The 24,657-nt window shown below is 54.6% G+C and carries 17 protein-coding genes; 15 read left to right on the top strand and 2 right to left on the bottom strand.

Features of this window, described 5'->3' with window-relative positions:
- Nucleotides 1–134 precede the first annotated feature (134 nt).
- The gene (gene rpoB, locus FYC48_RS16300; RefSeq protein WP_149497797.1) at nucleotides 135–3,857 is read right to left on the bottom strand and encodes a DNA-directed RNA polymerase subunit beta; all 3,723 of its coding nucleotides are present in this window, start codon (nucleotides 3,855–3,857) and stop codon (nucleotides 135–137) included.
- 817 nt (nucleotides 3,858–4,674) lie between these two features.
- On the opposite strand from rpoB, the gene FYC48_RS16295 reads away from it, so the two are divergent.
- Complete coding sequence (locus FYC48_RS16295) at nucleotides 4,675–6,240, top strand: sulfatase family protein (protein WP_149497796.1); 1,566 nt, start codon at nucleotides 4,675–4,677, stop codon at nucleotides 6,238–6,240.
- A gap of 20 nt (nucleotides 6,241–6,260) precedes the next feature.
- On the opposite strand, the gene FYC48_RS16290 is transcribed toward FYC48_RS16295, so the two are convergent.
- On the bottom strand, nucleotides 6,261–7,028 hold the full coding sequence (locus FYC48_RS16290) for an LON peptidase substrate-binding domain-containing protein (RefSeq protein ID WP_149497795.1): 768 nt from the start codon (nucleotides 7,026–7,028) through the stop codon (nucleotides 6,261–6,263).
- Nucleotides 7,029–7,623: 595 nt separating this feature from the next.
- Between FYC48_RS16290 and FYC48_RS16285 the strand changes: the two genes are divergently transcribed.
- The 14 genes from FYC48_RS16285 (at nucleotide 7,624) to FYC48_RS16220 (ending at nucleotide 24,656) form a co-directional block, all read left to right on the top strand.
- The gene (locus FYC48_RS16285; RefSeq protein WP_149497794.1) at nucleotides 7,624–8,601 is read left to right on the top strand and encodes a GDP-mannose 4,6-dehydratase; all 978 of its coding nucleotides are present in this window, start codon (nucleotides 7,624–7,626) and stop codon (nucleotides 8,599–8,601) included.
- 134 nt (nucleotides 8,602–8,735) lie between these two features.
- Nucleotides 8,736–10,094: a glycosyltransferase family 4 protein gene (locus FYC48_RS16280; protein WP_149497793.1), complete on the top strand. Its 1,359-nt coding sequence runs from the start codon at nucleotides 8,736–8,738 to the stop codon at nucleotides 10,092–10,094.
- A 2-nt stretch (nucleotides 10,095–10,096) separates the two neighbouring features.
- Nucleotides 10,097–11,098 (top strand): GDP-mannose 4,6-dehydratase, encoded by a 1,002-nt coding sequence (locus FYC48_RS16275; RefSeq protein WP_149497792.1) that lies wholly within the window; start codon nucleotides 10,097–10,099, stop codon nucleotides 11,096–11,098.
- Nucleotides 11,099–11,150: 52 nt separating this feature from the next.
- Nucleotides 11,151–13,481, top strand: coding sequence for an O-antigen ligase family protein (locus tag FYC48_RS16270; RefSeq protein ID WP_149497791.1), 2,331 nt, complete (start codon nucleotides 11,151–11,153; stop codon nucleotides 13,479–13,481).
- A 51-nt stretch (nucleotides 13,482–13,532) separates the two neighbouring features.
- Nucleotides 13,533–14,630 carry a glycosyltransferase family 4 protein gene (locus FYC48_RS16265; RefSeq protein ID WP_160149575.1) on the top strand — a complete coding sequence of 366 codons (1,098 nt, stop codon included), beginning with the start codon at nucleotides 13,533–13,535 and terminating at the stop codon, nucleotides 14,628–14,630.
- A complete protein-coding gene (locus tag FYC48_RS16260) occupies nucleotides 14,627–15,700 on the top strand; it encodes an NAD-dependent epimerase/dehydratase family protein (protein WP_149497789.1) in 1,074 nt (357 codons plus the stop codon). Before FYC48_RS16265 ends, FYC48_RS16260 begins: the two co-directional genes overlap by 4 nt.
- A 14-nt stretch (nucleotides 15,701–15,714) precedes the next feature.
- Nucleotides 15,715–16,572 carry an ABC transporter permease gene (locus tag FYC48_RS16255; protein ID WP_149497788.1) on the top strand — a complete coding sequence of 286 codons (858 nt, stop codon included), beginning with the start codon at nucleotides 15,715–15,717 and terminating at the stop codon, nucleotides 16,570–16,572.
- 18 nt (nucleotides 16,573–16,590) lie between these two features.
- Nucleotides 16,591–17,946, top strand: coding sequence for an ABC transporter ATP-binding protein (locus tag FYC48_RS16250; RefSeq protein WP_149497787.1), 1,356 nt, complete (start codon nucleotides 16,591–16,593; stop codon nucleotides 17,944–17,946).
- Nucleotides 17,947–18,231: 285 nt separating this feature from the next.
- On the top strand, nucleotides 18,232–18,999 hold the full coding sequence (locus FYC48_RS16245; RefSeq protein ID WP_160149574.1) for a class I SAM-dependent methyltransferase: 768 nt from the start codon (nucleotides 18,232–18,234) through the stop codon (nucleotides 18,997–18,999).
- Between the two features lie 13 nt (nucleotides 19,000–19,012).
- A complete protein-coding gene (locus tag FYC48_RS16240) occupies nucleotides 19,013–20,215 on the top strand; it encodes a glycosyltransferase family protein (protein ID WP_149497785.1) in 1,203 nt (400 codons plus the stop codon).
- Complete coding sequence (locus tag FYC48_RS16235; RefSeq protein WP_149497784.1) at nucleotides 20,215–21,555, top strand: glycosyltransferase family 4 protein; 1,341 nt, start codon at nucleotides 20,215–20,217, stop codon at nucleotides 21,553–21,555. The genes FYC48_RS16240 and FYC48_RS16235 overlap by 1 nt, the downstream gene beginning before the upstream one ends.
- A complete protein-coding gene (locus tag FYC48_RS16230; RefSeq protein WP_149497783.1) occupies nucleotides 21,540–22,868 on the top strand; it encodes a glycosyltransferase family 4 protein in 1,329 nt (442 codons plus the stop codon). The genes FYC48_RS16235 and FYC48_RS16230 overlap by 16 nt, the downstream gene beginning before the upstream one ends.
- Nucleotides 22,865–24,061, top strand: coding sequence for an acyltransferase family protein (locus FYC48_RS16225; protein ID WP_149497782.1), 1,197 nt, complete (start codon nucleotides 22,865–22,867; stop codon nucleotides 24,059–24,061). The genes FYC48_RS16230 and FYC48_RS16225 overlap by 4 nt, the downstream gene beginning before the upstream one ends.
- Nucleotides 24,054–24,656, top strand: a complete 603-nt coding sequence (locus tag FYC48_RS16220) for an acyltransferase (RefSeq protein ID WP_149497781.1) — start codon at nucleotides 24,054–24,056, stop codon at nucleotides 24,654–24,656. Before FYC48_RS16225 ends, FYC48_RS16220 begins: the two co-directional genes overlap by 8 nt.
- Nucleotide 24,657: the final 1 nt, after the last annotated feature.

Here is a 24,657-nt window from a genome sequence, read left to right as displayed (position 1 = left end):
TTCGATGATGTCGTGGAACTGATGCCAGTCCCGAAGTCGCGGCGGCTGTCTGCGCCGCGACCACTTGCTTTCGATCACCCTCCATCGGCAGAGGAACACCGCTGGCTGAACCAGGTGATCACCGAGCTGCCCGACTAGATCGGCCGCTTCTCCAGTTGCATGTTCAACGCGAGTCCTCGGATCTCGTTGGTCAAAACGTCGAAGCTGGCTGGCGTGCCGGCTTCCAGGGTGTTTTCTCCCTTGACCATCGACTCGTAAATCTTGGTTCGGCCCTCGACGTCGTCGCTTTTGACAGTCAATAGCTCCTGCAAAATGTACGCCGCACCGTATGCTTCGAGTGCCCAAACTTCCATTTCCCCGAAACGCTGACCTCCGAAACGAGCCTTACCGCCGAGCGGTTGCTGGGTGATCAACGAGTACGGTCCGGTACTTCGGGCGTGCACCTTGTCATCGACCAAGTGGTGCAGCTTAAGCATGTAGATGTAACCGACGGTGGTTTCCTGTTCCATTGGCTCACCGGTACGACCATCGGTCAGGCGAACCTTACCGTGCCGTGGCAAACCGGCTTCGTCGAGTGCATCGTTGATGTCCTCTTCGCTGGCCCCGTTAAAGACCGGCGTGATCGACTGGAAGCCGAGCTTGGCACCGGCCCAACCGAGGTGGGTTTCCAAAATCTGCCCCACATTCATCCGGCTGGGAACGCCCAGCGGGTTGAGCATAATTTGCAAAGGTGTCCCATCGGGTAGGAACGGCATGTCAGCGATTGGAAGGATCTTCGCGATCACCCCCTTGTTTCCGTGACGACCGGCCATCTTGTCACCGACACTGATCACACGCTTGGTCGCGATGTAGACCTTGGCCATTTGCAAGACACCGCTGCGAAGTTCGTCGCCGCGTTTCATGCTATTGAGCTTGCGGTCACGCTGATCGATTGCGGTCTCGACGTTTCGCCACTGCGACTTGAAGACCTTCTCGACTGCGGCGGTCTGTTCCTCACCCTTCACCTGTCCCAGGACGTGATCAAGACGGAAAGCGATCGCACGCTCGGCAACGAACTTCGGATCCTGACCGTCGGCCAAGGGCGTTCCGGTCGAGTCCTTAAGTTTGGTTCCGGCAGCTTCTTCCAGGTCACGAACGAGCGATTCGAAGGTGCTTGCGATCTCGGTATTGCCGGTCGCTTCAACCTCTTTCAGTTCACGCTCGAATTCCTTTCGCTCATCTTCGCTCAAGCTCATCCGACGCGAGAACTTGTGCGTGTCGATCACGATCCCTTCGATGCCCGAGGGAACTTCCAGTGAATCGTTTTTCACGTCTTCACCGGCGCGTCCGAAGATCGCGTGTAGTAGCTTCTCTTCCGGAGTCAGCTCGGTCTTGCTTTTCGGGCTGACCTTTCCGACCAAGATATCGCCTGGTTTGACGTATGTACCGACGCGGACGATCCCGTTCTCGTCCAGGTTACGAAGCGCTTTCTCGCTGACATTGGGAATGTCACGAGTGAACTCTTCACGACCGAGCTTGGTTTCCCGAATCTCGACATCGAAATCTTCGATATGAATCGAGGTGTACGTATCATTCCGCACCAGTTCTTCACTGATGATGATCGCATCTTCGTAGTTGAACCCGTCGAACGACATAAAGCCAACCAAGACGTTCCGCCCGAGAGCCAACTCGCCATCACGGGTCGCTGCCCCATCGGCGATGATTTGACCTTCGGTCACATCATCGCCTAGACGGACGAGCGGCTTTTGGTTTTGGCAAGTTCGCTCGTTCAGACCTTGGTACTTTTTCAGTTCGTAGTGATCACTGCCGATTTCAATGCGGCAGGAGTCAACATAGGTCACTTTACCGGCACGGCGGGCGCGAACGACCATCGCACTGTTGCGTGCAACTTCGCGCTCCATCCCGGTCCCGACGATCGGCGGTTCGGCGACCAACAACGGCACCGCTTGACGCTGCATGTTCGACCCCATCAACGCACGGTTTGCATCGTCGTGCTCGAGGAAGGGAATCAAACCGGCCGAGACGCCGACCATTTGGCTTGGCGCGACGTCCATGTAGTTCACCTGGCGTGGCTGAACGATCTGGAAATCGCTACGGAACCGGGCGATCATGTTCGGCCCGGGCACGAGAGCCCCTTCGTTTAGCTCGGTATCCGCCGGCGCGATGTACGCCTCGTTTTCTTCGTCAGCTCGCAACCAGACAACTTCGTCAGTCACCTTGCCTTCGCTGACCGTCCGATACGGCGTGATCAAAAATCCATAGTCGTCGACACCGGCATAGATCGCCAAGGAACTAATCAGACCGATGTTCGTTCCTTCAGGCGTCTCAATCGGACAGATCCGACCGTAGTGCGAAATGTGAACGTCACGCACTTCGAAACCGGCTCGTTTTCGGTTCAAACCGCCTGGGCCGAGCGCCGACAAACGACGTTCGTGAGTCAATTGACTAAGCGGGTTGGTCTGGTCAACGACCTGGGAGAGTTCACCACGGCCGAAGAAATAGTCGATCGCGGCGGAAACGCTCTTTGGATTGATCAACGAACGCGGGGTCATGTCCTGCGCGTCCTTGACGCTCATCCGTTCCTGAACGGTACGGCGTAGCTTCAGAAAGCCCTTGCGCAGCTCTTCACAAGCCAACTCATCAATCGTTCGCAAACGACGGTTACCCAAGTGGTCAATGTCGTCGATCTCCGCGTTGCTGTCGGGATCAAACAAGTCGATCAGGTAACGGATCGATTCGATAATGTCTTCGGGACGAAGCGTCATTACCGATTCACTGACACCGAGACCGAGCTTTCGATTCAAACGGAAGCGGCCAACCTTACCCAAGCGGTACCGGTTGTCGTCGTAGAATTTCTCTTCGAACAACACGCGAGCCTTTTCGAGCTGCGGCGGGTTCCCCGGGCGTAAACGCTGGTAGATCCGCAGCAGGGCTTCTTCATGGCTGGCGGTGTTGTCTTCGACGAGGGTGTTGAAGATCACCGGCACTTTGGGCGCGTCCATGATCTCGGCGCTTTCGACACCGGCGGTGCAGATCGTTTCGGCGACCTCTTTCGAGATGCGGTGTGCCGCTTCGATGATGATTTCTCCGGCACGTTCGCTACTCGCCGGATACACAATATCATCGACGGCGATCTTGCCTTCGATCGCCGGTGCACTTTCGATTCCCGAAAGGGCTTCGGTGCGAGTCGGATAGAACGCCTGCAGGATGTCGGCGTCGGTCGAAAATTTTGGATCCATCGCGCGAAGCAGGGTCGTCGCCGCGAATTTACCGCTTTGGTCAATCCGCACCGTCAACGAGTCCTTCTTAGTCACGTTAAACTCGACCCAGCTACCGCGTTCGGGGATAACCCGGCACGAAGGCAACTTGCGATCGGTCGTCGTATCGGTATCCCAAACAAAGTCCACACCGGGCGAACGGTGCAACTGGCTCACGACCACGCGTTCGGCACCATTGATGATGAACTCACCGCCGCCCATCATGATCGGCATGTCACCGAGATAAACCTCTTCCTCGTGCGGCTCCTCGCGATTCAAACGCAACCAAATCCGCAGCGGCATCCCGTAGGTTAGACGCAACTGGCGACATTCCTGACTGGTATAACGCGGCTTACCTAGTTCGTAGCGCAGGTAATCGAGCGTGATATTGCCGTCGTAGCTGGAGATCGGAAAAATCTCGCGCAAGACGCTCTCAAGCCCTCTATCGACGCGCTGATCGATGCCAACCTCTTCCTGCAAGAATTCCTTGTAGGATGCGGTTTGCAATGCGGTGAGATCGGGGAGGTCAAACTCACCCTGATCGCTTCCAAAGTAACGGACGGTAGTAGGAATCAGACGACGCTTGGACGTAACTGCCATCGGTAGAGAAAGCTCCTGCTGGACTTGAGATGCGTGATCTCGGACGGCGATTTAGGAAAGGGCTACAGAACTGCGGCAAGCGACTGCCGACAACTCATGCTCAGCCCAATCGTGGATTTGGGCGGATGCGACGGAGGCTTTGACGCGACAACTTTCCAATTGACATGACCCACTTTGTTTCAAGAGACTCCATGAATGGAAAGCGTTCGCACCGATCGATTTGGCCAGCGAAGTGCCAGATAGCGCGCACCGCAGACCTCGGCTGGCTGCAACGCTCGCACCACTCCCGTCGCGGCGTTCCGATCGACCGCGGGGATGTGCACATAAGGATGTGAAAGACGTAATCGTCAAAACTATCGTGACCAAATACATGTCCCGATCACCGTTCACGTCCAATCAATCGTACCGTCTGCAGGTGTTGCCCGGATTTTGGGGCACAACGATCGGGTACGAATAGATCGACGGGGTTGTCACAGCGATCAAGTACGGATGGAACCTCGGCTCTCTAGGAAGAATATCAAAACCCGCTGAGCTGGAAAACCCCATCGCGAAAAACTGGCCCGAATTGTGCTGTAGCCGAAAAAACTGCCGTAAACCTTTCCACAGAAACGGCTTAGCATCACACGGAGCGCATTTGCCGCCCTCACCGACTTCTCGGAAGTCGTGTCGGGAACAAAAAACAGGGAATTTCTGGTCAACTTCCCTCCATCGCGACAATCTTCGACGGGCAGAAGATCGTGTACAGTGTGGCCTAGATCTCAACAAATTCCTTCCGCGCACCCCCCCCGCGCAATCCCACACGCCCCTATCTATCTCGATGAAGCACTTGCGCCACCTTACCACCTTCGGTGCGTTCGCACTCGCCGCCCTCGCCGGAGTCGCACCGACACCGCCGGCCGTCGCAAAGGACACGCCTAACATCATCGTCATCATGGCGGATGACTTGGGATACGGCGACCTGAGCTGCTACGGCGCCACCGAACTGAAAACTCCCAATATCGATCGACTCGCCCAAGACGGACTGCAGTTTAACCAGGGCTATTGCAGCGCTTCGACCTGTACGCCCACCCGGTTCTCTTTCCTGACCGGCATGTATGCATTTCGACAACCAGGCGCCGGCATCGCCCCCCCGAATGCGACCAGTTTGATTAAGCCGGGCACCGAGACGGTCGCTTCCCTGCTGAAGACTGCGGGCTACAAAACAGGCGTTGTCGGCAAGTGGCACCTGGGCCTTGGCGAAGGCGACGCCCCCGACTGGAACGGGAAGCTAAAACCGGGACCTCTGGAAATTGGCTTTGACTACTGTTTCCTCATGCCGACGACCAACGATCGTGTCCCCAGCGTTTATGTTGAAAACCACCGAGTCGTTGACCTCGACCCCGCCGATCCTCTCTGGGTCGGGAAGAAGCGTCCAAGCCCCGACCACCCCGTCGGAAGCGACCCAGAAGTTCGCAAAACATTGAAGATGGACTGGAGTCACGGGCACAACCAAACGGTCCATAACGGAATCGGTCGCATCGGCTTCTTCACCGGTGGCGAGAAAGCCCGCTGGCGTGACGAAGATCTCGCCGACGCCTGGGTCGAGAAGTCGGTCGCCTTCATCGAGAAACACCAGTCTGATCCGTTCTTCCTGTTTTTCGCGTCTCATGATTTGCATGTCCCACGCATGCCGCACGAACGCTTTCAAGGAACAACCAAACTGGGATACCGTGGCGACGCGATCGTCCAACTCGACTGGTGTGTCGGTGAACTCACTAAAACACTTGACCGATTGGGTCTACGAGAGAACACCTTGATCGTATTTTGCAGCGACAACGGTCCCGTCCTTGATGATGGCTATCAAGACGGGGCGATCGAGAAATTGCACGAGCACACACCGTCGGGAATCTATCGCGGCGGAAAGTACAGCATCTACGAAGGCGGCACTCGCACGCCTTTCATCACGTCTTGGCCAGGCACCATCAAACCTGGCCGGTCCGATAAAATCGTCTGCACCGTCGACCTTCCCGCAAGCCTCGCCAAGCTTGCCGGACAATCGCTGCCCGCTGGCGCCTGCCCCGACAGCTTCAATGTCCTCGATGCACTGCTGGGAAAAGATGACGCTCAAGGTCGCGACCACTTGTTACAGCAACCGAACAAAGGACCAACGCTCGCGCTTCGGGTGGGCGACTGGAAGGTCCTTTCCTATGCCGATGCAAAACCCAAAAAGCATCTGACGTACGAGAAAGGACCGGGCAAGCACGAGCTTTACAACCTTTCCGATGACCCGAGCGAAACCAACAACTTGGCGAAATCAAAGCCCGAAAAACTGAAGGAACTGCTTTCACAGCTCGAAGAGATCCAATCGGCAGGACACAGCCGCCCCGACTGGTCTGAGAACTAGGCGCCCGCTTGAGCCAAATGTCAGTTCAAACTGAAGGGCGGTGGGAATTGTTGCCCGCCGTCCTCGGTTGCCTCGGCCGCGTCTTGGCCAACAGTTTCGAAAGGCTGTGGGTTCGATTCTTTTCCAGACGCTTGCGGCAACTCGACCGCACCTGACTTCAAAAAGCGAATCAGTTGTTTGGCACGAGTGTCCACGTTGTGCTCGGCCAAAAGCCGTAATTTCATCGAAACGGTCAGCGGCAGGGTGTGGGAGATAATGTCAGTGATCGGCCCGAGTCCCATCGATCCGGTCAACAACTCGGAGAGTTCCTGTTTTGCGGACTTTGTCGCAGGGATGACCTCGCCGAACGCCCCAAGCAAATCCGCCCTCAATTGACTGCGCTGGCTCTTCCCGGCGGGTGGATACAAATCGTCTAGCACGTTCGATTTTGCGATTCGAAAACAACGTTTCGCGTCGACCTCCGTCGCGATCTTGGCCCGCTTGATCCCGACCAAAAGGATATTGTGCCGTTCGTCATCACAGGGAACGTGTGACACGATCTTGCCGATGCAAACAGTCGAAGCAATCGGAGGCTGCCCGACGGTACCCGACTCATCGTTCCGGAGGGTCGCCATCGCGATCAGTTCGTCCGTGGCGAGTGCCTCGGACAGCATTTCGCAGTACCGGGGCTCGAAAATATGCAAGGGCTGAACGGCGTGGGGAAACAACACCAACGACGGCAAAGGAAACAACCGCACATGGCCGTCGAAATCGTCCGGCAAACGAGTGAGATCTTCCAAATCGCTCATTGGGTAGTGTTTCGATGGCTGGGCAAATGACTTCCAATCTTGTCTTAGGCGGCGTGGTGAACGTCACCGCACCACTCTACTGTAGCGGGTTGCCAATCACCGTGTGCAAATCGCTCGCGGCTCTTCCGCGGTGATTTATACGTCATCGATTGGTTTACGTTGATGGGTTTGCCGGCCAAGTTCTCGATGTCTTCGCTTGTCGCCCCCCTCATTTGAAAAACTTGCGGACCTTCGTCTTCCGAATTCAAGTCCGATTTTCGCTACAACCGACACCGCTTGCCCTAATTGGTCGGACACTCTGATGAAGACATTGGCTGAGAAAGTAGGCAAACGGCGATACCAGCGACCAGACCTTCATTCGCCTTTGGGCGAGCCCAAGCCCCGGTTGCGGCGGGAGTTTTGGAAGGGTCACAAACCGACAAGGCGATGCGGTGTCCGTTGAACGGAATGGTCACCCACGTGGACGAAGTCCGCGCCGGCGGTCAACGCCGATTTCCAAAGTTACGTTGCCTACCACAAACCACGACGCGGACTAAAATCGGCTACTCCAATTTGCAACGTGACTTTCGCCCATCGCCCTAACACGAATTAGCAAGTGACCGATCAAACCTATCTCGTTACCGGATGCGGAGGCTTCATCGCTTCACGAGTTTGCCACCAACTGTTGCGTGACGGGCACCGCGTAGTCGGACTCGATAACCTTAACGATTACTATGACCCTCAACTGAAACGTCACCGAATCGAACAACTCGGGACCGACCGATTCACATTTCACAAAATGGATATCGAACAAGGTGACCAGTTGAAGCCATTGTTCGATCAGAACAAATTTTCGGCGGTCTTCAACCTGGCCGCCCGCGCCGGTGTCCGCTACAGCATGGAAAATCCGCATGTGTACCTTTCTACCAACACGGTTGGCACGCTAAACCTCTTGGACGAGATGCAGCGAACCGGTGTCACCAAGTTTGTGTTGGCATCCACTTCGTCGCTTTACGCTGGGCAACCGATGCCATTCGTGGAATCGTTGCCGGTCAACACACCGATTTCTCCCTATGCGGCAAGTAAAAAAGGCGCCGAAGTGATGGCATACAGCTATCACCACCTATACGACATCGACGTATCCATTTGCCGATACTTCACCGTTTATGGCCCGGCAAGCCGCCCCGACATGTCAATTTTGCGATTCACACGCTGGATCGATGAAGGCACACCGATCGAACTTTTCGGTGACGGTGAACAATCTCGCGATTTCACCTATGTCGATGACATTGCCCGCGGAACAATCCTCGCCGGGAAACCACTCGGTTACGAGATCATCAACCTCGGGGGCGGGGGCACCCCGGTTTCAATCAACCAGTTGATCGCCATGCTTGAAGAACGACTCGGAAAAAAAGCCAAGATCGACTACAAGCCGTTCCATCAAGCCGACATGAAATCGACGAGCGCTGACATCACGAAGGCGAAGGAACTACTTGGCTGGACCCCTGAAGTCAGTCTCGCCGAAGGACTGGACGCATCGGTTGAGTGGTATCAACAGAACAAACCGTGGACCGCACAGATTCCGTTGCCTTAGTTCTTCAGCAGCCCCACCGAGACGAGCCTCGCTCACTGGTAACGCTATCTCGATCGAATAAGACACGCGATCCCGAGACCGGTCGCGCAGCCATTCCTTGCTTTGATCGACGATTCTGACCTCTGCCAATCACGTTGCTTAAACGACCACAAATTGTTTTTCTGAACCGGTCTTACTGGCCGGACATCGAAGCGACGGGACAATTGCTGACCGACCTTAGCGTCGATCTTGCACGGCAATTGGACATTCATGTCGTTTGTGGGCAACCGAATTTCCCGGAACCCGATCGCTCTTTTATTCGGTCCGGGATCGAAGTTCGTCGCAACGTCACGATTCATCGCCTGAGCCATCGCACCTACCAAAAGAACAGTAGGAATCCGTTCGGCCGCGTGATGAGTATGATCTCGTTTTACAGGGCCGCTTGTCGGTACCTAAGACAAGCGAACCTCTCAGCCGATGTCATTGTCAGCCAGACCGATCCGTTTTTACTGCCGCTCGCTGGGGCACAGCACGCGCGTCGAACGGGTGCACGCCACTGCGTCTACCTTCAGGATATTTACCCGGATGTCGCCGAAGCGATCGGCAAACTTCGCATGCCGCTACTGGGGCGATCGATTCGCCGTCAACTTCGGCAAGCGTATCAGTCGGCCGACAAGATCATTGTTCTCGGACGCTGCATGCGTCAGCGTTTGACAGGACGCCGATGGGCGATCGATCCGCAGAAGATCGCGATTCTTCCCAATTGGGCAGACTGTTCTCACCTCGAACCCATCGAACCTTACGACAACCACTTCCGTCTCCGTCATCGCGTCCACGACCGCTTTGTGGTCATGCATTCCGGTAACATGGGTCTGACACAACGCTTGGAAGTTCTAATCCGAGCTGCCGCCGAACCAGAATGGCCAACGCGTGCCAAACTGCTTCTAGTGGGCGACGGAGCTTCGCGAGACCGCTTAATCGCGTTTGCAGACCAACTCGGTCTCACGGAAGACAGAATCGAGTTCATGCCGTATCAGAGACGCGAGAATCTTGCCGAAAGCTTGTCTGCGGCCGATGTTCACGTCGTGTCCATGCACGAACAGATTGCGGGTTGCTTATGCCCCAGCAAACTTTACGGGATATTGTCAGTCGGACGCCCAGTGATCGCGATCGCCGATCAGGCAACCGATCTTAGTCGTCTCGTTGCGGAGAAAAATCTTGGTTGGTGTGTCCGCCCTGGCCAATCAAAACAAATCGCACGAACTGTCGCGCAGGCCGAGGCAGAGTCGACCCGTTTATTCGCTCTTCCTCACATCGAGAAAAGTCGCCAGCAGGCGGCGAGAAACATCGCCCTGACGGAATACGATCGCCCAGTCATCGCCGAACGATTTTCTTGCCTCTTGCATGACATGGTCCAACAATCGACCAAGATACATCCCGCCCATGCCACCCCCATGGCCCCGATCCTTCCGGTTGGGCCTACGGCTAACTCTGACATCGCCCTCTTACCTTGACCATGAAAACAGCTCTGATTACCGGCATCACCGGGCAAGACGGTTCGTACCTCACCGAACTGTTGATTTCTAAGGGCTACTCGGTTCACGGAATTGTTCGCCGCAGTAGTACGACGGTTCGGGCGCGGCTCGATCATCTCTTTCATCGCGAAGACATCTACAACAAACGTCTGTTCCTTCACTACGCGGACTTGGCAGATACGACGACGATTCGTCGAATCATGCTGAAGTGCACCCCCGATGAACTTTATCATCTTGCCGGCCAGAGTCATGTCGGTGCCAGTTTCGACATCCCAGAAACGACGTGTGAATTTACCGCGATGGGAACGCTGAAGCTGTTGGAAATCATTCGTGATTTGGAACAAAAACCAAAGTTCCTTCACATCAGTAGTAGCGAAATTTTTGGCCGTCCGGACCAGTCACCCCAGAACGAGATGACTCCCATGCGACCGGTCACACCATACGGAATCGCCAAAGCATTCGCGACTCAAATGGTGACGCTTTACCGTGAGTCGTTCGGTTTGTTCGCCTGCAATGCGATCTGTTACAACCACGAATCTCCGTTGCGAGGCGAATCGTTTGTGACGCGAAAGATCACTCGAGCTGCCGCCGCGATCGCACGTAAACATCAAGAATCCGTATCGCTCGGTTCTCTCGACGGACGCCGCGACTGGGGATTCGCTGCTGAATACGTCGATGCCATGTGGCGGATGCTTCAACACGACCATGCCGATGACTTCGTCTTGGCCACGGGAACACACCACAGCGTTAAAGATTTCCTGGACGCATCTTTCAAAGCCGTTGATTTGGATTGGCAGGACTTCGTAAAACAAGACCCCCGATACATGCGACCTTCCGAAGGAACACGATTGGTAGGGGACGCCAGTAAAGCCGAACGTGAACTCGGTTGGAAAGCGGAGACGACACTCCCCAAGCTTGCCGAATTGATGGTCGAAGCAGACTTACAGCGCATTGATGCTTCGGAAACAAAGCCCGCGTTTTGAACACTCGCGTGTTTAGCAACCTAGCCCAATCGTCGTCGCCAACGCTCCAACGATGACGCCTGTCAGCCGATCGACTCGCTTGGCGCATCAGATGCAATGGCTAGTCGCTGTGATCCTCACCGTCCTTCCGATCTTGGTCGCGATGGACTATGGGGGCGTCCTTGCGTGGACTCAATCCGTGGCCGCCTCTGCGATCACCGTTGCAGTCGTGATCGCGTTGGTCGCGAAACGTGTTGATCGAAGTGATCCAATACCGCCCGACAATCACGTCCGGCAACTTCTGCCGTCATTGGTTCTCTTCGCGATTGCCGCTTATGCGACCCTGCAATGTGTTCCACTTCCCAACTCAATCGTGTCACTCATCAGTCCGGCCAATGCGTCAAGCCATGTGGACTGGGGCGGAGCACTCCTCCGGTCAAACTCCCCGGAATGGATTCCGATCTCGGTCGCTCCCCTCGATTCGCTTCATGCGGCAGCATGGTTGGCCATTCTCGCGGCCGTCGCGTTTGTTGTCCCGACGATTTATCGCAACCCCCGTCGATCGATTTGGCTACTGATTTCCGTCGCGTTCTATGGCGGCGTGATTTCCGCGATCGGAATTGCCCGCCAATGGTGTCCCAACTTCACGTTGTGGAGCTTTCATGAAGGCGGTGAAGGCAGCCCGTTCGGCACGTTCTTCAACCGGAACAACGCAGCTCTTGGAATTAATCTGGGACTGGCAAGCTGTGTGGCGATCTTTCTCTCGCGGCGGCATATTACAACCCTCAACACGGCCCCGCGAAACGTTCATCCCTCCCGCGATAAGGTCCGTGATCCACTCGCCGTAGCATCGCTTGCCGTAGCAACTCTCTGTCTTTGCGGACTCGTCTATTGCGGTTCACGTGGAGGCTTGATCGCGATGGCACTGTCCATCTTAATAGTAGCGATTACGTTCCGCTCGGCAATCAAGCCGCTAACGTTCCCGGCATCAATCGCTTTCGTTGGTCTGATCGGGATGATCGCCTTCGATTACTTTTTTTCGCATGATTCGTTGAGCTCACGCTGGGGTCTGCCGACAACGTCCGCATCGATCACCGACCGACTGAACAGCGACGCTCGCCTGCAACACTGGCCGGATGCGATGCGAACGGCAATCGCGTTCTTCCCGTTCGGCAGCGGAGTCGGGACCTATGGATACGCTTACCTGCCTTGGCAAGAATCAAGTTCTTGGCGGTGGTTTACTCACGCTGAAAATCTTTGGTTAGAAGTAATCGCTGAAACATCTGTTTTCGGCTTCCTGGCGATCTTGGTGTGTCTGTGGATGCTCGTCAACGCATCCCGTCGATTGCAGACCGGAGCGAGTCCACTCGATCAAGCTTATGCGGCAACAGGCGTTTTCTTAGTTCCTTGTCTAGTCGTCAGCCAGACCTTGGACTTTGGGCTAATCCTGCCTGCGAACTCGATCGTTGCGGTGCTTCTTCTGACAGCGGTTTGGTCACGTTCGTGTCCGACAATTCTTTCCCATTCGAAAATTGATTCTCAGGCCACCAGAGTTATTCAAAGCGTCACCCGTTGGAGCTGCGTTGCCCCACGTGGTGTTTTAGCGACGACCGCGATCATAGCTACCGTGATGATCGCTCGGACGAAGCTTTACCACGACGGCAATTCCGAATCCGCAGCGCGAACGATGAACCAAGCCCTTGTTGAATACCCCACCGATCTGTCGCGGCTTTCACAATTGTCGCAACAGTCCAAGCCTCTCGTCGATCAATCGCCCACGTCGGAACTGCTAAAAGCCTATATCGATTTAGAATTCCAACGAGGCAGATTGTTGGAGCTACAGATGTGGGGAGCGGGGCGTCTACCCAAACTGCGCCGCGAGATGTGCTATGCGAATACCTCGCAAAACTACCGTCGCTTGGCATGGCGGAGTGATCGCAGTGCTTCCGTTAATGTCTCTCGCGGTGGACGTGCGATTGAACCCTTGCCGGCGCTCGCTCCAACAAGCGAAGCCGAATCCGCCTATCGCAATGCATGGCGATTGACCCAACAATCATTGCGTCATCGACCACTGGCCATCGAACCCCGATTCCATCTCGTTGCCCTCGAGTTCGTTCATCGATCCCCGGATCAAAGCAAACTTGCGTTGCAGCAATCGGCGCAGCTTTTCAAGAATACTCCGGAACTCCAGCTTCGAGCCGCGATGGCGTTAGCCAACCACGGTGACTATGACCAAGCAATCATCGCGTTTCGACGCGCCTTGACGCTATCGCCCGACCGAGTTGGCTGGGTTTTTGGTAAGGCAAAACGCTATGCCAACCTACCGCTCGACCAGATTATCCCTGACGACGAACAGACGCGATCGGCTGTGGAAGCCTATCTACAATCGCGCCAACTGAATTAGCTGGCCGACGATCTCATGCACCTATTGGTCAATACTCTCTCGATCGGGTCGATGAGCGGTCGTCATGTTGTCTATGGCTTTCTGCAACCTTTCGGCAACGCGATTTTGCCCGACCATCAGATGACAGTCTTGCATTACGACTCGGCCCCTCCACCCGATGACGTGATGCGGCTAGGCGTGAAAGCGATTGCGGTTCCGGACCGCTTTCGCCACTGGTTGAAACGACTGCTTTGGGAAGCATGGCGGCTCCCCGGTTTGATTCGCCGGCATGGAGTAGACGTCGCCCTAACTGTCTCGGGAGCTTTGATGCCTCGCTGTCCGGTTCCTCAAGCAGTCCTTTGCCAAAACCCATGGTGTTATCATCCGGCAGTGCATCGCAATGCTCATGATCGATTCAAAGCCCGCCTTCAACGGATCGGTTATGGCAGTGCATTTCGAGACGCCGACTTGATGATTTACATTTCGAATCACCTTCGCCAACTCTACACCGCTGCCAATCCTAATTCGACCGAGCGTCGTCACCGTGTCGCCCTCGTCGGCCTAAACCAATCCACCTACGAGGCTGCCAAGCGGTTAGCCCACCTGCCTCGTGATCCGTATTCGATCCTAGCCGTCTCGGCGATGGCGAATTGGAAAGGCGCCCACACCTTGGTTTCTGCGGTCGCGATGTTGCATCAACGCGACATTCCGGCCAAGCTTCGACTCGTCGGACCATGGCCTGACTCCGACTACGAAGCCACCGTTCGTCGACAGATCCATGCTTTAGGACTAACCCATTCTGTCGATATCCTGGGGCGTGTAAGCGATCAGGAACTGCATCGGCAATATGCTACGAATCAATTATTCGCATTACCAAGTCAGTGCGAATCGTTCGGAATACCGGCCGCCGAAGCGATGGCATTCGGTACTCCCGTCGTTAGCACGTCATCTTGTGCGATCTCTGAAGTTTGCCAACAGGCGGGCCTATTCGGCCCCGTCGGCGACCCGGGATGGATGTCCGATGCGATCGAGCGTTTGATGATCGATCGAGGCCTTTGGAATCAACTGAGTCTCGCCGGTCGTGAACGAGCCTCCGAGCTAACCTGGCATCAGTGTTTTAAGCCACTGCTAGAGATCGAATCTCTCGTCGCCCCAAAATCTGACCGTTGAGTACCGAAGTTTTTATCACCGGGATTTGCGGGTTCGTCGGCAGCGAACTAGCTGTCGCGTTTCGCGAACGCTTTCCCGAAAGCGTCCTCCGCGTTCGCGGCATCGACAACCTTTCGCGGAAAGGTTGTTGGAGAAACCGTGAACGCCTTGCCCAACGAGGCATCGACGTTTCCCATGGCGATATCCGGTTGCAAAGTGACGTCGAAACGATCGGAAAAGTCGATTGGGTAATCGATGCGGCTGCCAATCCCAGTGTCGTCGCCGGACTGGGACATCGATCAGGTAGCCGTCAGCTTTTGGAATCCAATCTTTCCGGAACAATCAATCTACTTGAACACTGTAAATCCCAACGCGCCGGATTCATTCATTTAAGCACAAGCCGAGTCTATTCGATTCCACCGCTTGCTAGGCTTGCGGTTAACGTATGTGATGGCGCTTTCGAACCGATCGCCACCAACTGCCCCCTCGGAGTCACCGACATGGGGATCTCGGAACGGTTCTCAGTTGCGGCCCCGATTTCGCTCTACGGCGCGACCAAATTGGCTTCCGAACAATTGGCGTTGGAGTACGGCTACACGTTCGACTTTCCGGTCTGGATCAATCGCTGTGGAGTGATGGCGGGGGCCGGGCAGTTTGGAAAAAGTGATCAGGGTATCTTTGCGTTTTGGCTTCACAGCTGGAAGGAAAAAACGCCCCTGCGCTACATCGGATTTGACGGCCAAGGACATCAAGTTCGTGATTGTTTGCACCCTCACGACTTGGCGGAATTGCTGATTCGTCAGCTCAAAGCAAACGACGGCGATCAGCCTCGAATCGTCAATGTTTCGGGCGGTCCCGATTCCGCAATCTCACTTCAAAACCTGAGCCGTTGGTGCGAAAACCGGTGGGGCCCACGATCAGTCACGAGCGATCCAACCCCACGCCAATTCGATCTCCCTTGGGTAGTGCTGGATGCCCGATTGGCGACCGAAGTTTGGAATTGGAAACCAGCAAAACGCACCGAGCAGATCCTTGAAGAAATCGCCGCCTTCGCAGAAACACAACCACACTGGATCGAGCTATCACAATGAACATGGCTGGTCCAATGACACCACTCAACGACACTGGTCATGTTCTGCAATCATCTCGCCATCGAACGTTGATTGAGCCGGCCAATCACTGGCAAGCATTCAATCTGGTCGAATTATGGAGGTACCGAGACCTCTTGTGGCTACTTCTTTGGCGAGACATTTCAGCTCGCTTTCGTCAAAGTGTGATCGGATATGGCTGGGCGATCTTAAGACCCGCCTTAACCGCGGCGATCTTCACTTTGGTTTTCGGCGTGTTTGTCAAAGTCGAAACCGCAGTGCCCTATCCGATCTTTGCCTTTGCCGGCCTGATGCCATGGCTGTACTTCTCTACATCGCTAAGTGGAGTCACTCAAAGTGTTGTCGGTGGGTCAGCGCTTCTGACGAAAGTTTACTTCCCACGACTCGTGTTACCGCTTGCCAAGGTTGGAGTCGGACTCGTCGAGTTCATGTTGCAGTTCCTTGTGCTCGTCGGATTGATGGTGTGGTACCGATTTGTGCCTGGGTATTCCATCTTGGCCATTCCGATGTTCGTTTTGATCACGATCGTAACGGCCTTGGCATTTGGCATTTGGTTGACGGCATTGAATGTGAGGTACCGTGACATTGGGATGGCGGTCCCATTCCTAGTCCAAATTTGGATGTATCTCTGCCCGATCGCCTATCCGATCTCTCTTGTCCCCGAACGATTCCAAGCCTTGTACTCACTCAATCCCATGGTCGGGGTGATCGAAGGATTTAGGTGGAGTCTACTCAATTCGTCATCACCCGATTGGTCGATGATTGGCATCTCGTTTTTCTCAACCTTTGTCGTTCTAGTCGGCGGGCTGTTCTATTTCCGCCGAGTCGAGTCGACGTTTGCAGACGTCATTTAATTTGAAGCCGAACCGACGATGTCCCTTTCGATCAACGCCGAACAACTCTGCAAACGCTACAAGCTTGGACTGACACATGACGGCAGTATTCGAGAACTTGCCAATCGTTTTTTCGCCCGGTTCGCAAACCCTCGCCACCGCAAGGTCGCACAACTTGGTGAGGATCAACGGCGTAAGCGCGACGATCACTTCTGGGCCCTAAATGATGTCAGCTTTCAAGTTGGTGAAGGCGAAGTCGTTGGTATTATCGGAAAAAATGGTGCCGGAAAAAGCACGCTGCTAAAGCTGCTTAGCCGGATCACCTCTCCAACCTCCGGAAGGGCAGAAATCTACGGCCGTGTGGCGAGCTTGCTCGAAGTCGGCACAGGTTTTCATCCAGAACTGACGGGGCGTGAAAACATTTTTCTTAACGGCACCATTCTGGGGATGACGCGAGCCGAAATCAGACATCAGTTGACCGAGATCGTCGCCTTCGCGGGCATCGAAAAGTTCATCGACACCCCGGTGAAACGTTATAGCAGCGGGATGAAAGTTCGACTCGGTTTCGCCGTCGCCGCACACTTGAATCCCGAAATTCTGATCATCGATGAAGTACTCGCCGTTGGCGATGTAGAGTTCCAAAAGCGATGTCTTGGCAAGATGCGACATGTCGCCGAATCTGGAAAAACGGTGCTGTTCGTCAGCCATAACTTGACTTCGATTCGCAACTTGACGACTCGATGTATCGTGCTCTCCAAAGGTCGGGTGGCCTTTGACGGAAACACCAACGAAGCGCTACAGGTTTACGTTCAAGAGAATTTACAAACCAACGATGAAACCGATTCGGTCGAGCACGCTTCCCGATCGTTTCCCGGGCTCAGTCGGGATCTCGAATTCGTACGCCTGCAACTCGGCGGACTTCATGACCGCGACACACTCCAGGTTGGTCGCGACTTTCAACTCAATACGACCATTCGTGCGAATGAATTGACTTCGCACTTCCTTCTTGGGTTGACGGTCTACGCACAAGACAACACACCGATCGGGAGCACGTTTACCGAAAAACTCACACCGCCGAAAATTGGATCCAGCCAGGAGTATCATTTCCAGTCAAAATTCGATTTGGCTCCGGGACGTTATCACTGCGCAATCTCGATCACTGATGCAAACTCAGAAGGCCAACGGATCTACGATTCCGTCGCGGGAGTCCTTCCGTTTAGCGTCGAACTATCCGCATCAGATATTCGAGGCTGGAATGCCGGGTGGGGGGCGATTCGTTTGCCGGAACTGCAACGATCCGCGACAGCAAACAGTTTCCAAATGTCGCCGCTCGCGGGCCCTTTGCCAAGCACTCGTCACACCCCACGGCCACAGACGAGTGTCTTCGAGTCGTAACGAGAGACAATTCCATCGCCTTTTGATCATTGAAATCTGCGAACGTTCGTGATCCAACACGCCAGCCAACAAATCGAAGCCAGCCGTACCACTTTCGAGACTCCGACCTGTAATCTTTGTGGTTCGGAAAATCGAACGTCACTCGGCAATTGCTCGCTCCCGATCGAATTGCGCGGTTCCGGGACAACACCTGATTTACAACTGCCCATTAACAGCTTTCACCAGTGTGAACTGATGGAATGTCGGGATTGTGGATCGTGTTACCGGTTTCCCCAGCCGAGCCGGATGATACTCGATAAGGTTTATCGACAGCTTTCGGAGAATGCGTGGAATTACCGACCCAATGAGATAACTTCTTGGCGACTTGCACGGAAGTTGTTGCTGCGACAAGCACAAACTCAGACACAAATCCGAATCGTCGACGTCGGTGCTTTCAACGGCCAGTTTCTATCAATGCTGCCGCAACAATGGACAAAAGCCGCAGTCGAGCCCTGCCTGTCCGTTCGACAATCGTTAGCTGAGCGACGAATCGAATGGCTCGCCGACTTCGTCGAAAACGTTCCTCCCGATCATTTCGAGCAATTTGATGTCGTAACGCTATTCGATGTATTTGAACACTTACCCTCCCCCTCCGAAACACTTCGAGATGCGGTTCGATTGCTGCGACCGGGCGGTAAGTTACTGCTTTCGACTGGAAATTCCGGACACTGGAGTTGGCGTCTTCTCGGTGGCCAACATTGGTATCTGCATACACTTCAGCACTTGTGTTTTGCGTCACAGCGCAGCCTTCGCTGGATTGCAAAGACACAGGGCCTAAGAATCATGAGCCTTATTCGCCATAGCCACAAGCGACGCTGCCTGCGTGAGAAAGTTCGTCATTGCGTTGAAACCGTTCACTGGTCCGCACGACGTCACCAGGGCTGGAAGCAATCGGTCGCTGGTCTGATCCAGCGTCTTCCCAGCCAGCACGGGTTAGTACATCGCGATCGAGCTCCGATGGCAATCTCCCTTAAAGATCACTTGTTGGTCTGTTTCGAAAAACCGGTCGTCTAAGAGCTTCGGTTCGGTGAAACAAACTCTGTTGGTCGCTGCGTCTGCTCCGGGGCTGCAAGGCGTCGGAGGTTTTCTGATTGACCAGATGCTGAATGTCGATGGCGTTCAACCAGTCTCGTTCGCAGGGATCATCAACGAAAAGGCCGCCGCGGAATCAAAACGTGATCGTCTTCAGTCTTTTGAAATCTTCCCACCTTACAATGAATGGTACACCGATCAAATCAACTCAGTCGCAGGCCTGATCAAACGCTACTTGGTGCACCGAACGCATTACGATCAGCACGTTCGAAATCAGGCCGACCTGATCGAACACTACATGCTCTCGCAACAACCTGAACAACTCTGGTTGATTCTGAATAGCCTAGCAGCGATCGATGTCGCCTACCGAATAACAAACGCGTTTAGAGGTGATATCATCACACAGATCTGGGACGACCCGACGCACTTATGCCGGCAAAGGAACGTCGATCGTTATAGCCGCAGTCGTACACACAAACGTTTCCGGCGATTGCTAGATCGCTCCACACGCATTGGTGTGATCGGTGAAGATGCTCAAAAGGCGTATCGACCTTTCAGTAATGCACCGGCAGTGATCGTGCGTTACGGCACCGGAGAACAGACACCAGATGTCAGCGATCAAGGTAACGATCCAGCTGAATTTCGAATCGGGTTGGCAGGATCGATGTACGCGACCGATGCTTGGGAAGCCTTGCAACGCAGCCTAGATCAAGTTGAATGGACCATCGACGGTCGCCGGATCGTTCTGGTCGTCGCCGGAAATAAGATCACTTTCTCGGCCAACTCCAATGCCGCCGCCACCTTTCGTGGCTGGTGCAATCAGACCGAATTACGTTCTCTTCTTGCCGAGTGCGATTGCCTGTACCTGCCCCAATCGTTCTCGAGTCGATCGAGAGAACTTACCGAACTTTCGTTTCCAACCAAGTTGAGTGATTACGTCGCCACCGGACGTCCTGTGTTTGTGCATGCGCCAGCGTATGGTTCGGTCGCACGATTTTGTCGGCGAAATCAATTCGGAACGGTTTGCCAATCATTGACCCCCGACGACATTCTGGAAACGTTACGTCCGCTTGTCCAAGATCCTCAGAAGGTGGAACATCAATCGCAAGCAAGTGTTCGCATTGCGACGGAAGTTTTAACCTACGAAGCATTCGCATCGGGAACTCGTCAGCTACTCGGAATCGAGGAAGTCGATTGATGCCTCGACCGAGAATCATCGCATTCATGGCGACCGCATCACCGGTTGGTGGCGTCGCGACATGGTTAGACCAATTTGCTGCTGATTGTGCGAATCACGGTGCCGATCTAATCATCGCACTTGCGAAAGGACAACAGGCTCATGACCCCGACCGGTACTTGGAATACCATCCGGGGATCGAGTCGATGATCGTCGACGGCCGCGGGCTGACTCGAGAATCTCGTATCCGAGCTTGCCAGCGTGTGATCCGAAAGACGCAACCGACGTTGGCCTTACCGTTGGGTGTCATAGACGCGAACGCCGCGGTGATCCGTGAAAAACGGCGTCGACCGATCTATCTTGTTAGCCGAGCCCAGGGCAATTTGCCGCCGATGTTGGCTGACCTTCAGGATTTGCGAGACGGCATCGATCACGTCGTTTGCGTCGGCGCGATGACACGTCGTTTTCTTATCGAGCAATCGGGATTTGACAAGGAAAGAGTCACGCACATTCCCAATGGAGCTCGCCCAGCTAGCGAGCACCGGGTTCCGCGTGGTGATCATCCCATTCGCTTGGGCTTCATCGGTCGTCTGACGCCTGGCGATAAGCGGGTCATGGATATTCCCGATTTCTGCGCCGCCTTGATTCGTCGTGGTGTGAACTTTCAAATGACCATTGCAGGAAGTGGACCGTGCGAAGCGGAATTGCGTTCGCGTTTGACGCCGTTTTCTGCCAATGTCACGATGCTAGGAGCACAAACGTCCGCGCAAATCGATCGTGAAGTGCTTCCCAATCTTGACGTTCTCGTGCTATTTTCGTCGTCCGAAACGTTTGGCATCGTTCTCGCCGAAGCAATGATGAACGGTGTGGTTCCGGTGACGGCGCGGTATCTTGGATTTAAAAGCGAGCGATTGGTCGTTGATCGTGTCCATGGACGGTCGTTCCCCGTCGGCGATACAGAAGCGGCGGCGGCGATCATTGAAGCATTGGCAGTCGATCCGAAGCAGCTCCACCGACTTTCGACCAATGCGGCGGAACATGCGAGAAAGTGCTACACGTGGGAACGCTGCCTCGCATCCTGGAGGGAGTTGATCGTTCGTGTGCAATCGGTCGCGCCGCGAAAACCGCCGAGCCATCTCGGAGATCCGCCATTGCAATACAACGGACGACTGGACCGCTTGCCATTGCCTTCCAACGTGGTCGATGTGTTCCGAAGAATCCGCAGGAAGGTCGGACAGTCGACGCGAATTGACGGACAAGAATGGCCGCTGTTCCATCGACACCATACTCAAGACCGTCTGGACGAGATCCTTGAATCCAGCCGACGTCTGGAAGTCGAAGCGGTATGCCAAAACTGCTAATCGTTTCACGATGTAGTCAGCCTCGCGGTGGTGCCGATCAAATCATCGCCGACCTGTGCCGGCAGCTTCCCAATCGTGGTTGGGACCTAACGCTGGGGCTCACCAAAGGTCGTGTCTATAACCTACCGGAAACCTATCGCGAGGTTCATCCGGGTTTACCGATCAAAGAAATTGATGGGTCGCTTGGTACACGTTCCGATCGGCAGAAAGCAATCAACCGATTGATCGATGTTCAAAAACCCGACTTGGTGTTGATCATGCGGGTGTTCGACGCCCTGACCGCGGCATCACGGTCTCGGTACCGTCCACGAATCGTCATGGGAATTCGCTCTTTCGAACCCGGATACCTGATCGATGCTCGGCGCTATCGAAACGCAATCGACTGCTGTGTCACATCAGGGAAACTGATCGCCAACGCGTGTACCCAATGGGCGGGCGTTGATCCGGCTCGCGTGTGTAGTATTCCGGGCGGCATTCATCCCCCGATCGACTTGGACGCTAGAGTTGACAACTATCGAAATAGATCAGGTCTTCGCGATCGCCCGTTGGAGTTAATTTATGCGGGACGATTGGAGCAATCACAAAAACGCTGCCTTGATTTCCTCCCATTCCTCGCTGAGCTAAAGCGTGAAGCGATCGACTTTCGAATGCGATTCGTCGGAACTGGGCCAGTTGAATCAGAACTACGACGGCGATTACATCAGGACGTCGTCGACGGGCGAGTCACTTTTCACGGTTGGGTCGATCGTGAAGAACTCTATCAATCGTTCTTTCCGCGAGCTGATTTGTTCATCCACTTTGCGGCATGGGAAGGTGTGACGATCGCGCCGCGCGAAGCGATGGCACATGGCGTCGTCCCGATCATCTCACGATTCGAGGGACTCACCTGCGAAGGCCAATTCCTAAACGAAGTGAACTCAATCGTATTCCCTGTCGGGCAACCGCTGCGGGCAGTCGACGGGGTGCGGCGACTGCTAGCTGATCCGCGGCTGTATTCTCGGTTGGCACGACGCGCGACCGTGTCACAACAAGGCGACTATTCGTTTCATGGATCGATTGAGCGATGGCACCAGACGCTGCTGAAGTGTTTGCGTCAACCCAAAATGCGAGGAAACGTGACCGTTCCACCAGAGCATCACCCCGGCCGACTCTCCAAACTCGGAATCCCAATATCGCTTCAATCGCAATTACGCAAACTCGCCCGACGTCCCGTTCAACATCGAAGCCCGGGAAGCGAATGGCCAACGAATAGCGGACAGATGAGCGAACGGGAAGTCGGTGACTTGAAGGCGTTTGCGTCAACATTTGCATGAACGATCGCCTTCAAAGTATCGACATGCTACGAGGACTCGCAATTCTCGCAGTCCTAGCGATACATGGTCCCCACGATGCCCCCGGCGGGTTTCGCGAAAACATTTGGTTCCTGCCAAGCTTCCTCGCCGGATACGGCTACTTGGGTGTCCATCTGTTTGTATTGATTTCAGGTTTTTGTATCCACCGACGAGCCGCGGTTGGCGTCGCGAACACTGGCGAGTATCGACTCGATTGGGGCAAGTTTTGGAAACGTCGAATTTGGCGTCTTTACCCACCCTACGTTGTAGCGATTGTTATCAGTTTGGTTGCCGCGACGGTTCACCAACGTTTTGTCGTGAACCACGAGCAGATCGGCTGGGATCTTTTACTACACCTCACGATGCTTCACAACTTGACAGAGTTTGGCACATCGCTGGGCAATGGATCGTTGTGGTCGTTAGGGATGGAGGAGCAATTGTATGCCGGGTACGTCCTACTGATTCTGCTGTTTCGTCGATCCTCCACGATGATGCTCCTGTGCATCATCGGAATCGTGACCATTGGTTGGCGTCTGTCGATGCCAGTCGCCGGCCCCCTGAACCTCGGTCCATTTCAACTGGGTAAGTGGTACCTATGGCCGTTGATGTTTTGGCTTCATTGGACGCTCGGCGCGATCGCAGTCGAAGTGGCTGAGGGCATACGAACGGTCCCACGATGGTGTTCCTCGATTTCGCTCGCGTGTATCGCTTTGCTGATCGCAATGTTGCTGAACCGTCAGTTTGTCGAACTCTTCATCGCTACGAAAGGAACGATCTCTAACGGAGTTCTGATCGCGGGCTGGTGGCAACCATGGATATTCACCACGAGCGAATTGTTTGCACTACTCGGCTTTTATATTGGTTTGAACTGGCTGATTGAAAAAGAAGGTAGTTGCTGGACGACACATCGTGTGGCTCGGTACCTCGCTTACCTTGGTCGCGTCTCCTATTCGGTGTACTTGGTCCACATTCCGATCATCTACACCCTCGAGATGTATGTCACTTTACAACCAATCGGATGGCAGTGGCTTGTGCGTTTGATACTGTTTGTAGGCACATCGATCATCGGCGGTTTGGCGTTCTTCCATGTGATCGAAAAACGGTTTGTACAGGGTAAGTCACCGATAAAGTGGTCGCACCCGCGATTGCGAACAAAGGTGATCTCCCATGCTTAAGGCACTCAAGAATGTGGCTCGCGGGTTGCGTTTACTACGTCATCCGGAACTGATTGCGGACCTTGGATCGCGTCAATCGCACCTCAACATCATCCACGAGATTCGATCCAAAGCGATCAACTTGCGTCTCTCGTCGGATATCGTGCTCAACCACTACCAGCCCGACGCGTTGCAGATACATGAAGATGTTTCAATCGGGTACGGATGCGTGCTTTCCTTTGGTGATCTTCACAATGGTCACGGAAAAATCTCGATTGGCCCCCAAACCTGGCTGGGCCCCTACAACAATCTGCGTTCTGGTGGCGGCGAAATCAAAATAGGATCTGGATGTCTGATCAGCCAGTTCTGCACCTTGGTAGCCAGCCATCATTCGACCGTGAAAGGTCAATGGATTCGGAATCAACCTCCGACCGCAGAGAAACGGGACGTTGTCCTTGGTGACGACGTATGGCTTGGTGCGGGAGTCACCGTGACGGCGGGGGTTCAAATTCGAACCGGGGCGGTCATCGGAGCTGGAGCCGTCGTTGTTTCCGATGTGCCAGCGGAAGAAATTTGGGCCGGCGTTCCAGCGAGAAAAATCGGCGTGCGTCAATAGC

The sequence above is a fragment of the Roseiconus lacunae genome (assembly GCF_008312935.1).
GTDB lineage: Bacteria > Planctomycetota > Planctomycetia > Pirellulales > Pirellulaceae > Stieleria > Stieleria lacunae.
This window is presented reverse-complemented; position numbering and strand designations above follow the sequence as displayed.

Excerpts from the sequence above, each read along its gene's own strand:
- FYC48_RS16230 (WP_149497783.1), top strand. The coding sequence starts at position 21,540 with ATGCCAAAACTGCTAATCGTTTCACGATGTAGTCAGCCTCGCGGTGGT.
- rpoB (WP_149497797.1), bottom strand. The coding sequence starts at position 3,857 with ATGGCAGTTACGTCCAAGCGTCGTCTGATTCCTACTACCGTCCGTTAC.
- FYC48_RS16275 (WP_149497792.1), top strand. The coding sequence starts at position 10,097 with ATGAAAACAGCTCTGATTACCGGCATCACCGGGCAAGACGGTTCGTAC.
- FYC48_RS16265 (WP_160149575.1), top strand. The coding sequence starts at position 13,533 with ATGAGCGGTCGTCATGTTGTCTATGGCTTTCTGCAACCTTTCGGCAAC.
- FYC48_RS16235 (WP_149497784.1), top strand. The coding sequence starts at position 20,215 with ATGCCTCGACCGAGAATCATCGCATTCATGGCGACCGCATCACCGGTT.
- FYC48_RS16250 (WP_149497787.1), top strand. The coding sequence starts at position 16,591 with ATGTCCCTTTCGATCAACGCCGAACAACTCTGCAAACGCTACAAGCTT.
- FYC48_RS16220 (WP_149497781.1), top strand. The coding sequence starts at position 24,054 with ATGCTTAAGGCACTCAAGAATGTGGCTCGCGGGTTGCGTTTACTACGT.
- FYC48_RS16295 (WP_149497796.1), top strand. The coding sequence starts at position 4,675 with ATGAAGCACTTGCGCCACCTTACCACCTTCGGTGCGTTCGCACTCGCC.
- FYC48_RS16270 (WP_149497791.1), top strand. The coding sequence starts at position 11,151 with ATGACGCCTGTCAGCCGATCGACTCGCTTGGCGCATCAGATGCAATGG.
- FYC48_RS16225 (WP_149497782.1), top strand. The coding sequence starts at position 22,865 with ATGAACGATCGCCTTCAAAGTATCGACATGCTACGAGGACTCGCAATT.
- FYC48_RS16245 (WP_160149574.1), top strand. The coding sequence starts at position 18,232 with ATGATACTCGATAAGGTTTATCGACAGCTTTCGGAGAATGCGTGGAAT.
- FYC48_RS16255 (WP_149497788.1), top strand. The coding sequence starts at position 15,715 with ATGACACCACTCAACGACACTGGTCATGTTCTGCAATCATCTCGCCAT.
- FYC48_RS16290 (WP_149497795.1), bottom strand. The coding sequence starts at position 7,028 with ATGAGCGATTTGGAAGATCTCACTCGTTTGCCGGACGATTTCGACGGC.